The sequence below is a fragment of the Streptomyces pratensis genome, assembly GCF_037137275.1.
Lineage (GTDB): Bacteria > Actinomycetota > Actinomycetes > Streptomycetales > Streptomycetaceae > Streptomyces > Streptomyces pratensis_B.
In genome coordinates this window covers 147,824-160,118 of sequence record NZ_JBBBEN010000075.1, presented here as the reverse complement: position 1 = coordinate 160,118, position 12,295 = coordinate 147,824, and the positions used below count along the sequence as shown (strand labels likewise).

The 12,295-nt window shown below is 72.4% G+C and carries 10 protein-coding genes; 2 read left to right on the top strand and 8 right to left on the bottom strand.

Annotation, left to right across the window (positions count from 1 at the left end):
• Positions 1–133 precede the first annotated feature (133 nt).
• Together V9U70_RS08865 and mshD are read right to left on the bottom strand one after the other, a co-directional pair.
• The gene (locus V9U70_RS08865; RefSeq protein WP_336673932.1) at positions 134–472 is read right to left on the bottom strand and encodes a MerR family transcriptional regulator; all 339 of its coding nucleotides are present in this window, start codon (positions 470–472) and stop codon (positions 134–136) included.
• Positions 473–1,184: 712 nt separating this feature from the next.
• Positions 1,185–2,108 (bottom strand): mycothiol synthase, encoded by a 924-nt coding sequence (gene mshD / locus V9U70_RS08860; RefSeq protein ID WP_336673931.1) that lies wholly within the window; start codon positions 2,106–2,108, stop codon positions 1,185–1,187.
• Positions 2,109–2,371: 263 nt separating this feature from the next.
• Here mshD and V9U70_RS08855 point away from each other — a divergent pair, with 263 nt between their 5' ends.
• Positions 2,372–4,201, top strand: coding sequence for a bifunctional metallophosphatase/5'-nucleotidase (locus tag V9U70_RS08855; RefSeq protein ID WP_336673930.1), 1,830 nt, complete (start codon positions 2,372–2,374; stop codon positions 4,199–4,201).
• A 59-nt stretch (positions 4,202–4,260) separates the two neighbouring features.
• Here V9U70_RS08855 and V9U70_RS08850 read toward each other — a convergent pair whose 3' ends face one another.
• The 3 genes from V9U70_RS08850 to V9U70_RS08840 form a co-directional block, all read right to left on the bottom strand.
• A complete protein-coding gene (locus V9U70_RS08850) occupies positions 4,261–5,745 on the bottom strand; it encodes a MarR family transcriptional regulator (protein WP_336673929.1) in 1,485 nt (494 codons plus the stop codon).
• A gap of 741 nt (positions 5,746–6,486) precedes the next feature.
• Complete coding sequence (locus V9U70_RS08845) at positions 6,487–6,828, bottom strand: hypothetical protein (RefSeq protein WP_336673928.1); 342 nt, start codon at positions 6,826–6,828, stop codon at positions 6,487–6,489.
• 9 nt (positions 6,829–6,837) lie between these two features.
• Positions 6,838–7,284 (bottom strand): hypothetical protein, encoded by a 447-nt coding sequence (locus V9U70_RS08840; RefSeq protein ID WP_336673927.1) that lies wholly within the window; start codon positions 7,282–7,284, stop codon positions 6,838–6,840.
• A gap of 409 nt (positions 7,285–7,693) precedes the next feature.
• On the opposite strand from V9U70_RS08840, the gene V9U70_RS08835 reads away from it, so the two are divergent.
• Positions 7,694–8,632, top strand: a complete 939-nt coding sequence (locus tag V9U70_RS08835) for a phosphatidylinositol-specific phospholipase C (protein WP_336673926.1) — start codon at positions 7,694–7,696, stop codon at positions 8,630–8,632.
• 323 nt (positions 8,633–8,955) lie between these two features.
• Here V9U70_RS08835 and V9U70_RS08830 read toward each other — a convergent pair whose 3' ends face one another.
• The 3 genes from V9U70_RS08830 to V9U70_RS08820 form a co-directional block, all read right to left on the bottom strand.
• Positions 8,956–10,356, bottom strand: a complete 1,401-nt coding sequence (locus V9U70_RS08830; RefSeq protein ID WP_419723956.1) for a HAMP domain-containing sensor histidine kinase — start codon at positions 10,354–10,356, stop codon at positions 8,956–8,958.
• A gap of 5 nt (positions 10,357–10,361) precedes the next feature.
• Entirely contained in the window at positions 10,362–11,096 is a 735-nt protein-coding gene (locus tag V9U70_RS08825; protein WP_336673924.1) for a response regulator transcription factor, read from the bottom strand.
• 73 nt (positions 11,097–11,169) lie between these two features.
• Positions 11,170–12,246: a S1C family serine protease gene (locus tag V9U70_RS08820; protein ID WP_336673923.1), complete on the bottom strand. Its 1,077-nt coding sequence runs from the start codon at positions 12,244–12,246 to the stop codon at positions 11,170–11,172.
• Positions 12,247–12,295: the final 49 nt, after the last annotated feature.

The window sequence follows — 12,295 nt, the reverse complement described above, 5'->3', positions numbered from 1 at the left end:
CCCCCTGGTGTTCGGGCCGTGCGTACGGGCCGATGGGCGGCCGCGCGACGGGTCGTGCGGCCGGGAACGGTCGTGCGCGGGAGTGCTGGGCGGCCCCGCGGAAATGGCCCGTACGGCCTGGGCGCCCGGTGTGTCAGGTGTGCGGCGGGGCGGCGGCGCGCTGGGCGCGCAGCTCCTCGTTGATGCGCTGTGCCTCTTCCAGCTGGTCTTCGAGGATGACGATCCGGCAGGCGTCCTCGATCTTGGTGCCCTGGTCGACGAGTTCGCGGGCGCGGGCGGCGATGCGCAGTTGGTAGCGGGAGTAGCGGCGGTGGCCCCCGTCGGAGCGCAGCGGGGTGATCAGGCGGTTCTCGCCGAGCGTACGGAGGAAGGCCGGGGAGGTGCCGAGCATCTCGGCGGCCCGGCCCATGGTGTAGGCGGGATAGTCGTCGTCGTCGAGCTTGTCGGTGGGGCGGGTACTGCGAGGGGGCATAGCACCTCTTCTTTCGGGGACACGTCGGGGGGCCCGAGCGCCGTACGGCACCCGGGCCCCGAGCTTTCAACACCATCCGCCGACTGACTGCGCCGGCTTTCCTGTTCCGCTGGTCCGCCTGTGAGAGCGGGCGAGCGGGGATCGCGAATGCGTGACCGGGGACCACCTTCCGTTCTGGGGTCTGCGGTACCCGAGCGGTGTTCTTCCTCGCTCAGGCGATCCTGATGGCGTCTGCTCCTTACCTCGTTCGGTTGTGCGTTGTTCTGCTACGGGTCCTGCGGTACTGCTCGCGGCCCCGGGGGCCGCTCGGCCCGGCAGTCAGTGAGGGAACCCATCGCTTCCGGCTCCGTCGCTCCACTGCCGTTCCGCTTACTGCTCTGACCTGCTTGCGCGGCAGTTCATGTCTGCCGTGCCCTCTTTGCTGTCTGGCTACGAGAAAACACTAACCCCGTCCGAGCCTGGATGTCTACTCTCGCCGCGATAGATTTTCTTCCCGGGCGACACGGGGGCTTCTACCGCGCCGACGGGTCGGGAAGCTGCTATAAGCGGCCGGGGAACAGCACGGGCGTGCCGGGGCGGGCGGGCCGGCGGGGTCCGCGGCCCGCCCGCCCCGCGGTTCCTTCGGGCTCCGTGCGGTGGTCTGCCCGGCCCTCGGCCCTCCGTGCGGCGCCCCGCCAGGCTGCCCCCGGGCCTCCGTGCGGTTCCCTCGCCCTCAGGACTCCGTGCGGTACATCAGGTCCACCTCGTGGGTGGCGAAGCCCATCCGCTCGTACACCGTCACGGCCGCCGTGTTGTCCGCGTCCACGTAGAGCATCGCGGTGGGCAGCGACCGGGAGGCCAGGTGGTGCAGGCCGATGGAGGTCAGCGCCTTGCCGAGCCCCCCGCCCTGGGCGTCGGGCATGACGCCGACCACGTACACCTCGCCGAGCTGTTCCCGCGCGTGCACCTTCGTCCAGTGGAAGCCCACGATCTCCCCCTCCCGCTCGGCCAGGAAGAAGCCCTCCGGGTCGAACCAGGGTTCCGCCTTCCGGTCGTCCAGGTCCTGCTGGGTCAGCGTTCCCTGTTCGGGGTGGTGGGCGAAGGCGGCGCGGTTCACGGCGAGCCAGGCGGCGTCGTCCGTGCCGGGCACGAACGTCCGGACCGTGACGCCTTCGGGCAGCACCGGCTCCGCGAGGTCGAGCGGGACCAGGCTCCGCCGGAGCTGGCGCAGCTCGCGGAAGAGGGAGAGGCCGAGGACCTGGGCCAGGTGGCGGGCGGCGGAGCTGCCGCCGTGCGCCCAGACCCGCAGCCGCTTCCCGGTCGTGGCGAGGAGGGCGGCGCCGAGCGCCCGGCCGTGCCCGTTGCCGCGCCGGTCGGGGTGGACGACCAGCTCGGCGGCCGGGGCCTCGACCGGGTCGGTGTCCTCCAGTTGGGCGTAGCCGGTGAGCGTGCCGTGGGCGGTGAGCAGGAAGTGCCGTACGCCGTCGCGGTGTCCGCCGCGGATGCGCAGCCGGCCCTGCTCGGAGACCGCCTGCCGACCGTCGGACGCGGCGGCCTCGGCGAGCAGGGCGAGGACGGCGTCTGCCTGGGCGGGGTCGAGGGCGTCGAGGGCCTGGATCTCCCGCCCGGGAGCGGGGAGGGGTACGTCAGTCGTCATGCATCCGAGCGTACGGCGGGCAGGCGCGCGGGCGGGTGCGGCAGGGGCGTGGGCCGGGCGCGGTGCACGGCCTCGGGCAGAGGGGCCGGGGCCGGGGCGCGTTCCGGGCCCCGCCTCGGGTGAGATGGTCCGGCGCCGGTCGGCCATGTGGCTGTATGGCAACCAGTCCGTAACCCCGAACACCTGTTGCGCTACGCGCGTTGACTCTAGGCTGCGGCACGCACCACCTCACACGTGACACCAGTGACAGCACAAGGGGACCGATGTCAGCGACTCCGCAGAAGAACCGCGCGTCCCGGCGGGTGCTCGCCGCCGCGGCCGGTCTGGCCACCGTGGGCGCGCTCGTCGCCGCGATGCCGGCCGACGCCCACGGGCGCGGCGACGGGCATGGGCAGGGGAACGGCCAGGGGAAGGGGCACAACTCCCGTACCGTCGACGTCCAGTTGCTGTCCTTCAACGACCTGCACGGCAACCTGGAGCCCCCGGCCGGTTCCGCCGGCAGGGTCACCAGGACCCACGCGGACGGCACGGTGGAGGCGATCCCGGCCGGTGGCGTCGAGTACCTGGCGACCTCGCTGCGCAACGCGCGCAAGGGCAACCCGTACTCCGTCACGGCGGCCGGCGGCGACATGGTCGGCGCGAGCCCGCTGCTGTCGGGCCTCTTCCACGACGAGCCGACGATCGAGGCGCTGAACAAGCTCGACCTCGACGTCACGGCGGTCGGCAACCACGAGTTCGACGAGGGCGCGGCCGAACTGGCCCGCCTCCAGAACGGCGGCTGCCACCCGGTCGAGGGCTGCTACGAGGAGGGCAGGGAGTTCGCGGGGGCCGACTTCCCCTACCTCGCGGCCAACGTGACCAAGGAGAAGACCGGCAAGCCGCTGCTCAAGCCGTACACGATCTGGAAGAAGAAGGGCGTCAGGATCGGCTTCATCGGCGTGACCCTGGAGGGAACGCCGGACATCGTCACCGCGAACGGCATCAAGGGCCTCGCGTTCCACGACGAGGTCGAGACGATCAACAAGTACGCCAAGGAGCTGGACCGCAAGGGCGTCAAGTCCATCGTCGCGCTGATCCACGAGGGCGGCGCCCCGGCCTCGTCGTCGTACGACTACGACTGCGACAGCCCCGGCGCGGGCGACGGCATCTCCGGCCCGATCGTCGACATCGCCCGGGGCATCACGCCGAAGGTGGACGCCCTGGTCACGGGCCACACCCACCAGGCGTACGTGTGCACCGTCCCGGACCCCGCGGGCAACCCGCGCATGGTCACGTCGGCCTCGTCCTTCGGCAAGCTCTACACGGACACCACGCTCACCTACGACCGCCGCACCAAGGACATCGTGCGTACGTCGGTGAAGTCCGCGAACCACGTGGTGACCCGGGACCAGCCCAAGGCCGCCGACATGACGCGTCTGATCGACCGCTGGAACAGGCTCGCCGCCCCGATCGCCGACCGGCCGCAGGGCTGGATCAGCGCCGACATCAACGGCCGCGGCTCCACGGCCCCGGAGAAGCCTCTCGGCAACCTCATCGCCGACGCCCAGCTCGAAGGCCTCGCCCCGGCCGACAAGGGCGGTGCGCAGATCGCGCTCATGAACCCGGGCGGCATCCGGGCGGACCTGGTGCACCAGGCGTCCGGCAGCGAGGGCGACGGAGTCGTCACCTACGGCGAGGCCTTCACCGTGCAGCCGTTCACCAACATGATGAACGTCGTCGACCTGACCGGCGAGCAGCTGATCACCGCGCTCCAGCAGCAGGTCAGCGGTCCCAACGAGGCCGCCCCGAAGATCCTCCAGGTGTCCGAGGGCCTCACCTACACGCTCGACCTGACGAAGACGGGCGCGGCTCGCGTGGTCACCGGCACCATCGAGCTGAACGGTGAGCCGATCGACCCGGGCGCGACCTACCGCGTCGCGATGAACGAGTTCCTCGCGGGCGGCGGCGACGGCTTCCCGGCCCTCGGCCAGGGCACGGACAAGCTGGTCGGCGCTTCCGACCTGGACCTGTTCAACGCCTACCTGGCGGCCCACTCCACGGCCGCCGCGCCGCTGGCCCCGCCGGCGACGGGCCGGATCACCGTCATCCAGTAGGCGCCGCACCGGCAGGGGAGGGGCGGCGGGCCTGCGGGCCTGCCGCCCCTCCGTGCTGTTCAGGGCGGTCTCAGCAGGTCGCGGAGTTCGGCGACGCAGGCGTGGACGTCGCGTGTGCCCAGAAGCCCGTCCAGACCGTCGGACGCGGCGGCCGGGGAGGCCGGAGCGGCGGGGAGAGCGGAGGGCATCGGGGGCGTCGGGCCGGTGGCGGCGACGGCGCGGCAGGGACGGCAGAGCCCGTCGGGGAGCGCCTCTGGCCGGCCGGGAACGCCGCAGGCGGTGCACTCCACGAGCACCCGGCGGGCGGTCGCTCCGGGCGGCGGGGCCGGGGTGGGCGTGGTGGGCAGGTGGGGCGGGAGCTTGTCCAAGAGGCGTCGCCGTACGAGTCCTTGGGGCCGGCCGACGTGCGCGGGGAGCCCGGTGGTGAGGGCCTGGACGAGGTAGTCGCCGTCCACACCCCGTGCGAACCAGGCGGCGGCCAGCTCTTCGAGGTCGGCGCACTCGGCGGCGGAGAGGGCGACGCGGTGGTCCACGCGGCCGAGCCGGGCGAGGGCGAGGTAGGCGGGGGAGGCGGTATCGCCGGATACGGCGGGGGAGGCGGTTTCGCCGGGTACGGCGGGGGAGGCGTTCTCGCCGGGGGCTGCCGTGCGTTGCGGTGGCACTGCGGGTGCGGGTGCGGGTGCGTGGGCTTGGGGCGTTCGGGGCGGTGCGTCGGGAGGCGCGGGCGCCGGACCCTGCGGCTGCGGTACGGCGGGGGCCCCGCCGGGCGGTTCAGGGGACGCGCTCCGGACGGCCTGCGGGGCGGGGGCAGAAGCGGGGGCGCTCCTGGCGGCCTCCGGGATGACGACGACGCGGGCGTCCGGCACCGGGGCGAGGATGTCGGGCATCGGGGCGAGGATGTCCGGCACCGGGGCGAGGACGTCGGGCATCGGGGCGAGGGCGTCGGTGACTGGTCTACGGGGCACGGCGGCGGCCTCCGGCATGCGGGCGACGGGGGCGGCGAGGTGCGGAATCGAGGTGTCCGTGGCACCGGTGTCCGGCGCGGGTCCGCCGCAGGCGGCGGCGCCCGCCATCCCGGTGTCGTCGTCGGCCCAGGGCGATGGCGGTGCGGCGGCTCCGGGGGCGGAGGGCTGCGGGGGGTGGCCCGGCGTCCGACCGTTCGGGCTGCTCCGGGGGTGCTGGAGTTCCTGGGGGCCCTGTGCGCTCTGGGCGGCGAGGTAGGTGTTCCACCACTCGTTGTCGCGGGCGGTGCGCGACCAGAAGGTGCGGAACGACCAGCGCACCTGGTCGCCCTGACCGGCCGGGCAGCGTACGCGCCGCAGATGTCCCGCGACCGAGAGGGCGGTGAGCGCGGAGCCGACGGCTTGCTGCCCGTAGAGCGGGAGTTGCCTGGCGAGGCTCTTCACGCTCATGGCGGCCCCGGTGGGGAGGCGGTCGATGAACGCGGCGACGTACCGCTCGCGGACGGGGAGCAGGGCGAAGTCATCAGCGTGCCGGGGCCGTTGGCCGGGCGCGGAGCGCTTGCCGTAGCCGGGCGTCGCCATGGGGTAGGGGCCCGAGGGAGCTGGGTCCGGGGTCGCCTGAGCTGAGCAGGCCGGAGCCGGGAGGGCGGAAGCCGGTGCCGGGAAGGGGGAGGTCGAGGGCGCTGAAGCCGTTGGCACCGACGCCGGAGGCGCCGGGGCAGACAGGAGTGCGGGGCCGCACAGGGCAGGGCTAGGGTGCTGGGTAGCCACGGGATCGGCTTTCTGGGTAGCGATCTTGCGGTGAGACCCCGGCTTGGTGCGCCTAACACCGGTCGGGGTCGCTTGGTTCTCGCACCGTAGGCAGTCGCGTCACCGCGTCGCAAGCCGCCGCGAATAGTCATACTTGCTGGTCGTGACGGGGTGGGGGGTGAGGGAGGTGTTTCCGAACCCCCTTCTTTCCCACCGGGTTTACCAAGGGAGCTCGGGTCCCGGGCCCCGCGTCCCGAAGCTCGCGTCCCGTCCCCCGAGCCTCGGGCGGGCCGCCGTCTCACGTACACCCGAAAGAGTGAGCCCACCCCCCTCGGGTCTCGGGGGCCGAGCCTCGTGGCGGCGGCGACCGGCGAGGGCGCCGTGCCGGGTGCACCAGCACCGAGACCGACCGGTCCGACGTCTGGTCGACGGCCGCTGCCGCCGTCCAAGGAGGGCGAGTGGTCAGGCGCCGAGAACAGTCGTCGACCAGCGCGAACACGCGAAACTCGCAGCTGTCCTACGCCACTGCTCCATACCAAGAGATCACAGCTGAGTAAGCGCATATCGCGGTCTTTACCCGATGCGCTGGGGTGGTGCCGGCATATTGGGGGAAGTTTTCCGCGTATGCCACCACTCGATGATGTTCGTTTGCACCATCAAGGCGAACCACGCGTGAGATTCTCCTGTTGCTTCCTGGTCTGCGGCGGCAGCATCGAATTCCGGAAACGCTAAACTCAAAATCCACTTTTCGCTGCGCCTGTTGGCCGGGGCGACCTCCAGGGTGACTGAGACGGTGAGTTCGTGATCTTCACGCGAAAATGCGGTTGTCGATAGCTTGAAAGAGGGGTCCCCCAGGCCCCCGAACTTTTCTTCCAGTTTTGCGCGGAGGCCCAGGGGGACGCTCACTTGCTCCATGTAATGACTCTAGCAGGCTGTGGCGATCCCATGAGGGGCGAATGAAGAGATGTGACCGGGCTGGTAGTAGGCGGTGATGATGCCCTGCGGGCTGACTCCGGTGCCGCCGATTGCGCCATTGTTGAATACAACCTTGAACGCCATGGGAGGGCACTGAGTGAGGTTCGTGTAGTAGAACCCGAAGCTCTGCTTACCTCGCGCAACCGTGTTGGCGATCTGGCTGTCGTTGAAGCCGTGCTTCGGCACCAAGTGCCGGTAGCCCCATGTCGAGGTTCCGCAGCGCAGCGGAGTGGGGACGAAGCTTCTCATGTAGTTCTTGACGATGTGGTTCGCGGACTTTCCTGCGCACGGGTCAGCCGCGGGTGCGGCGCTCGCAGGAGCCGATACGGCGACGAGTGCCGAGGCCGACATGACGAGTGCGGCGCTGACTGTTGAAATGCGGTATGCGAACTTCAATGTGCGCCCTCCGTAGATACTGACTGGACGCCATGAGCGCTAGGAGTGCGGTAAGGGGTCGCGCTAGCAAATGCGGACTACTTGGCTGAAAATTCTATGCGTGACTGGAATATCGCCCGCTGGATTCAGCCGTAGCGAATCGCTCTTTTGTCTTGCTCGTGGCGGAAGATATCCATGGCGGGATGGCGTCGGGAACTCGCACGACTCCCGCATCCGGGCGGCGGTCCCGGCCGAGGCCTGGGCGGGTGCCCCGGCGCTCCCGTCGAGGGGCTGTGTGCGCGGGCGGTGAAGGCCGGTGCGTCGCGGAGCCTCTCGGTGCGGGGAGGGCGCGTGCGCCCTCTTCCGGCGACGACGTGCACGGGCCAGAATCCAAGGGCCCTTCTCCCCCACGGAAGTTGGAGGCGCCCCCATGCGCACCGCCATCCCCGAGCCCAGCCCGGCGCCCCCTCCCGTGCCCCCTCTGTCGGCCACGCGCAGGGGATTCCTGGCCGGGGCCCTCGCCGCGTCGGCGGTCGCCGTCATCGGAGCCGCCCCGGCGGCTGCGGCGTCGCGGGAGACGGTGCGCGGCACGTACGACTGGATGGGCGGCCTGCCGGACGGCACCGCGCTCCGGCGGCTCACGATTCCGGGCACGCACGACTCGGGGGCGCGGTTCGGCGGCCCGTGGGCGGAGTGCCAGAACACCACGATCGCACAGCAGTTGGCCAGCGGCATACGCTTCCTCGACGTGCGGTGCCGGATCACCGGGGACGCGTTCGCCATCCACCACGGGGCGGCGTTCCAGAACCTGATGTTCGGCGACGTGCTCATCGCCTGCCGGGACTTCCTGGCCGAGCGGCCGAGCGAGACCGTGCTGATGAGGGTCAAGCAGGAGTACTCGGAGGAGAGCGACGCGGCGTTCCGTCGGATCTTCGACCGCTACCTGGACACGAAGGGCTGGCGGTCCCTCTTCCGCCTGGACCCCACGCTCCCGGCGCTCGGGGAGGCGCGCGGCAAGGTGGTGCTCCTCGCGGACAACGGCGGGCTGCCCGGCGTGCGGTACGGGGACCCGGCGGTCTTCGACGTCCAGGACGACTACATGGCGGAACCGTTCGCCAAGTACCCAAAGATCGAAGCCCAGTTCCGCAAGGCGGTCCAGCGGCCCGGCGCGTTCTTCATGAACTACGTCTCCACCTCCGCCCTGCTGCCGCCCCGCTGGAACGCGGACCGGCTCAACCCGCAGGTGCACTCCTTCCTGGAGCGGCCGGAGACCGCCGGGTGGACGGGGCTGGGCATCGTGCCGCTCGACTACCCGACGAACCGGCCCGGGCTGGTCGAGTCGCTGATCCGGCACAATCCGACGGGGTGAGCCAGGGGGCCCTCCGGGGGGCCGGTCGGTCAGCGCGCGGGCTTGTCCGGGACCCGCTCGCTCCGCCGTCCCCGTACGCCCGCGCGGCCCGGGTCTCACGGGGCGTACGCGGAGAGCACCGTGCCGTCACCGAAGGTGAGGTACATCGCGCCGCCGGACAGGATGACGGTGGTGGGGCGGCCTGCGTCGGCGGTGTCCCCGTCCGGCCACGCGCCGTACAGCTCGTCGCTCAGCCGCTCGCCGCTGTCCAGGGCGAGGACCCGCGCAGCTGCGGACGGTGGCGGACGGCCTCATCGCCGTGCCGGGGTGGGGCAGCCCCGGTCTCACCTCTGCGGCGGCGGTGTGGGCGCGCCCGGCAGCGTGAGCGCCGCGACCGTGCCGGGGCCGCCGTCCGAGGCCGGGCGCAGGGCGATGTGGCCGCCCGCGTGATGCACCGTACGGGCCACGATGGACAGGCCGAGGCCCGAGCCGGGGAGACGCCGGGCGGAGGGAGAGCGCCAGAAGCGCTCGAAGACGTGCGGCAGTTCCTCGGCGGGGATGCCGGGGCCGCGGTCCCTGACCGTCAGCTCACCCCGGTGCAGGCGCACGTCGACGGCACCGGCCGGCGGGCTGAACTTCACCGCGTTGTCCAGGACGTTGACGATCGCCCGCTCCAGGGCGGCCGGTTCGGCCCGCACGTACCAGGGGGCCAGGTCCTCGGTGATCGTCAGCTCCGGGCCGCGCAGCCGGGCCCGGCGCAGGGCGGTACGGGTGATCTCGTGCAGCGCCACCACCTGGAGGGGGCCCGGCTGGGCGGCGTCGGGCCGGGCCAGCTCCTGGAGGTCGCCGATCAGCGCCGCCAGCTCCGTCATCTGGGCCTTGACCGAGGTCATCAGCGCCTTGCGGTCCTCCGGGGGGATCACCCGCCCGGTCGCGTCGCTGCGGGCCAGCAGCTCCACGTTCGTCCGCAGGGAGGTCAGCGGGGTGCGCAGTTCGTGGCCCGCGTCCGCGATCAGCTGGGCCTGGCGGTCGCGGGAGGAGGCGAGCCGGGCGGCCATCGAGTTGAACGAGCTGGACAGGCGTGCGATCTCGTCCTCCCCGTCCACCGGGATGCGCACGGTCAGATCCTCGGTGCGGGCCACGTGCTCGACGGCCTCGGTCAGCTCGTCGACCGGCCGGAGGCCGGCCCTGGCCACCCAGAGCCCGGCCGCGCCCGCGCCGACCACGCCGATGCCGGAGACGATGAGCAGGACCCAGGCCAGCTGGTTCAGGGGCTCGGTGACCTGCTCCATGGGGACGGCCACGGAGACCGCGAGACCGGGGCGGTCCGGCCCGGCGGGCGCGGTGTGGACCCGCATCGGGGCGCCGTCATCGGCCTTCGTGGTGTGCGTGGCCTCCTCGCGCAGCCCGGCGGCGACGGCCCGGTCGGCGTCCAGGACCGGGACGGCGGCCTTGCCGGGCACGGTGCAGGGGAGGCCGTCGGCCGCGGTGACGAGCTGGATCGTGTACGGGCCGGTCACGAGCTGGATGCTGCCGGGCAGCCCGCTGGTGCAGGAGGCCGTCAGCATGCTGATCGCCTTCTCGCCCGGCTTGACCTGGGCCAGGGTCGTGTCGAGCTGTTCGGTGAGCCGGTCGCGGGTCGTGACCCAGCAGGCCGCCGCCACCGCGGCGACCGCCACCGCGACCGCCGTGGCGACCAGGAGCGCGAGCCGGGAACGCAGCGGCAGCGCACGGAAGCGGCGCAGCGGGCTCACGCCTCCCCGCTCCCGCCCGTACGGAGGGCGTAGCCGACGCCGCGCACGGTGTGGACGAGGCGGGGTTCGCCGCCCGCCTCCGTCTTGCGCCGCAGGTACATCACGTACACGTCCAGGGAGTTGGAGCTCGGCTCGAAGTCGAAGCCCCAGACCGCCTTGAGGATCTGCTCCCGGGTCAGCACCTGCCGCGGATGGGACAGGAACATCTCCAGCAGGGTGAACTCGGTGCGGGTCAGCTCGACCCGCCGCTCGCCGCGGGTGACCTCGCGGGTCGCCAGGTCCATCCGCAGATCGGCGAAGGACAGGACGTCCTCCTCGGGGGTGTCCGTGCCCGCCGCCGAGGCGTAGGAGCTGCGGCGCAGCAGGGCCCGGATGCGGGCGAACAGCTCGTCCAGCTCGAACGGCTTGACCAGGTAGTCGTCCGCGCCCGCGTCGAGGCCGGTGACCCGGTCCCCGACGGTGTCGCGGGCGGTGAGCATGAGGATGGGGGTGGTGGAGCCGGTGGCGCGGATGCGGCGGGCGGCGGTGAGGCCGTCCATCCGGGGCATCTGGATGTCCAGGACGATGAGGTCGGGGGCGTACGCCTCCGCCGTCGCCAGTGCCTCGTACCCGTCGCCCGCGACCCGGGTCCCGTAGCCCTCGAAGGCGAGGCTGCGCTGGAGCGCCTCGCGCACGGCCGGCTCGTCGTCGACGATCAGGATGCGTTGGGGATCGTCTTCGGCGGGGCTCATCGCTGCTGGTCCTCTTCTCGTTCCGACCGGAGGGGGCGGTCTCAGCCTCGCACGGGCGGGGCGGTGCGCGGGGTCAGGAGCCGTCGCCCGCGCGCAGGGCGTCCAGGTCGGCCTTGAGGGTGTCCACCGGGATGGCGAAGCCCAGGCCCACACTGCCCGCCGTGGAACCGCCGCCCGCCCCCGACGAACTCGGCGCGTACATCGCCGAGTTGATGCCGATGATCTCGCCGTCCATGTTGATCAGCGCGCCGCCGGAGTTGCCGGGGTTGAGCGAGGCGTCGGTCTGGAGCGCCTTGTACGTGGTCGTCTCCTCGCCCGTCTCGCCGTTGAACTGCTGACCGCCGAACTCGAACGGCCACGGGGAGCCGCCCTGCCCGCCCCGGCCCGAGCCGCTGCCGGAGCCGTCCCTGGCCACGGTGACGTCCCGGTCGAGCGCGGAGATGATCCCGCTGGTGACGGTGCCGGTCAGGCCCTCGGGCGAGCCGATCGCCACGACCTGGTCGCCGACCTTGACCTGCGAGGAGTCGCCGAGCGTGGCCGTCTTGAGCCCGCTCGCCCCCCGCAGCTTGATGAGCGCCAGGTCCTTGCCGGGGTCGGTGCCCAGCACGTCAGCGGTGTAGGTCTTGCCCGTGGGCAGGGTGACCCCGATCTGCTGCGCGCCCGAGATCACGTGGTTGTTGGTGACGATCTCTCCGTCCTCGGTGATCACCACTCCGGACCCGGTGGACCGGCCCGCGGAGGAGCTCGCGCCGATCTCCACGATCGTGGGGGAGACCGCCTCGGCGACGCCCGCGACGGTGCCGGCGCTGGTCTGCGAGACGGTGGTGCCGTTCACCACGCCGCCCGCGCCGGGGGCGTTCGTGCCGTCGCCCTGCCACCCGACCAGGGCGGCCGTGCCGCCGCCGCCGATCATCCCGGCGGCCAGCGCCACCGCGGCCAGCAGGGCGACCGGCCGCTTCGCCCGGCGCTCGCGCCGTCCGGAAGCGGGCGGTTCGGAGACGGGCGGTCCGGCGGTGTACCGCTGGTCCGGGGCGTACGGGGGCGGCGGCGGGTAGCCGCCTGCCGCCGGGCCGTGCACCGTGCCGTAGGCGTACGGGGTGGGGTCCTGGTCCGTCGTGTACGCGCCGCTGGGGCGGGGGTTCTCCGTCATGTCCACCAGGCTGGCGAGCGAAGATGAGAGGGAGCTGAGTACGCCCTGA

What these genes read in the sequence shown, in the direction of transcription:
- V9U70_RS08865 (WP_336673932.1), bottom strand. Translation starts at nt 472, where the DNA reads ATGCCCCCTCGCAGTACCCGCCCCACCGACAAGCTCGACGACGACGAC.
- mshD (WP_336673931.1), bottom strand. Translation starts at nt 2,108, where the DNA reads ATGACGACTGACGTACCCCTCCCCGCTCCCGGGCGGGAGATCCAGGCC.
- V9U70_RS08855 (WP_336673930.1), top strand. Translation starts at nt 2,372, where the DNA reads ATGTCAGCGACTCCGCAGAAGAACCGCGCGTCCCGGCGGGTGCTCGCC.
- V9U70_RS08850 (WP_336673929.1), bottom strand. Translation starts at nt 5,745, where the DNA reads ATGGCGACGCCCGGCTACGGCAAGCGCTCCGCGCCCGGCCAACGGCCC.
- V9U70_RS08845 (WP_336673928.1), bottom strand. Translation starts at nt 6,828, where the DNA reads ATGGAGCAAGTGAGCGTCCCCCTGGGCCTCCGCGCAAAACTGGAAGAA.
- V9U70_RS08835 (WP_336673926.1), top strand. Translation starts at nt 7,694, where the DNA reads ATGCGCACCGCCATCCCCGAGCCCAGCCCGGCGCCCCCTCCCGTGCCC.
- V9U70_RS08825 (WP_336673924.1), bottom strand. Translation starts at nt 11,096, where the DNA reads ATGAGCCCCGCCGAAGACGATCCCCAACGCATCCTGATCGTCGACGAC.
- V9U70_RS08820 (WP_336673923.1), bottom strand. Translation starts at nt 12,246, where the DNA reads ATGACGGAGAACCCCCGCCCCAGCGGCGCGTACACGACGGACCAGGAC.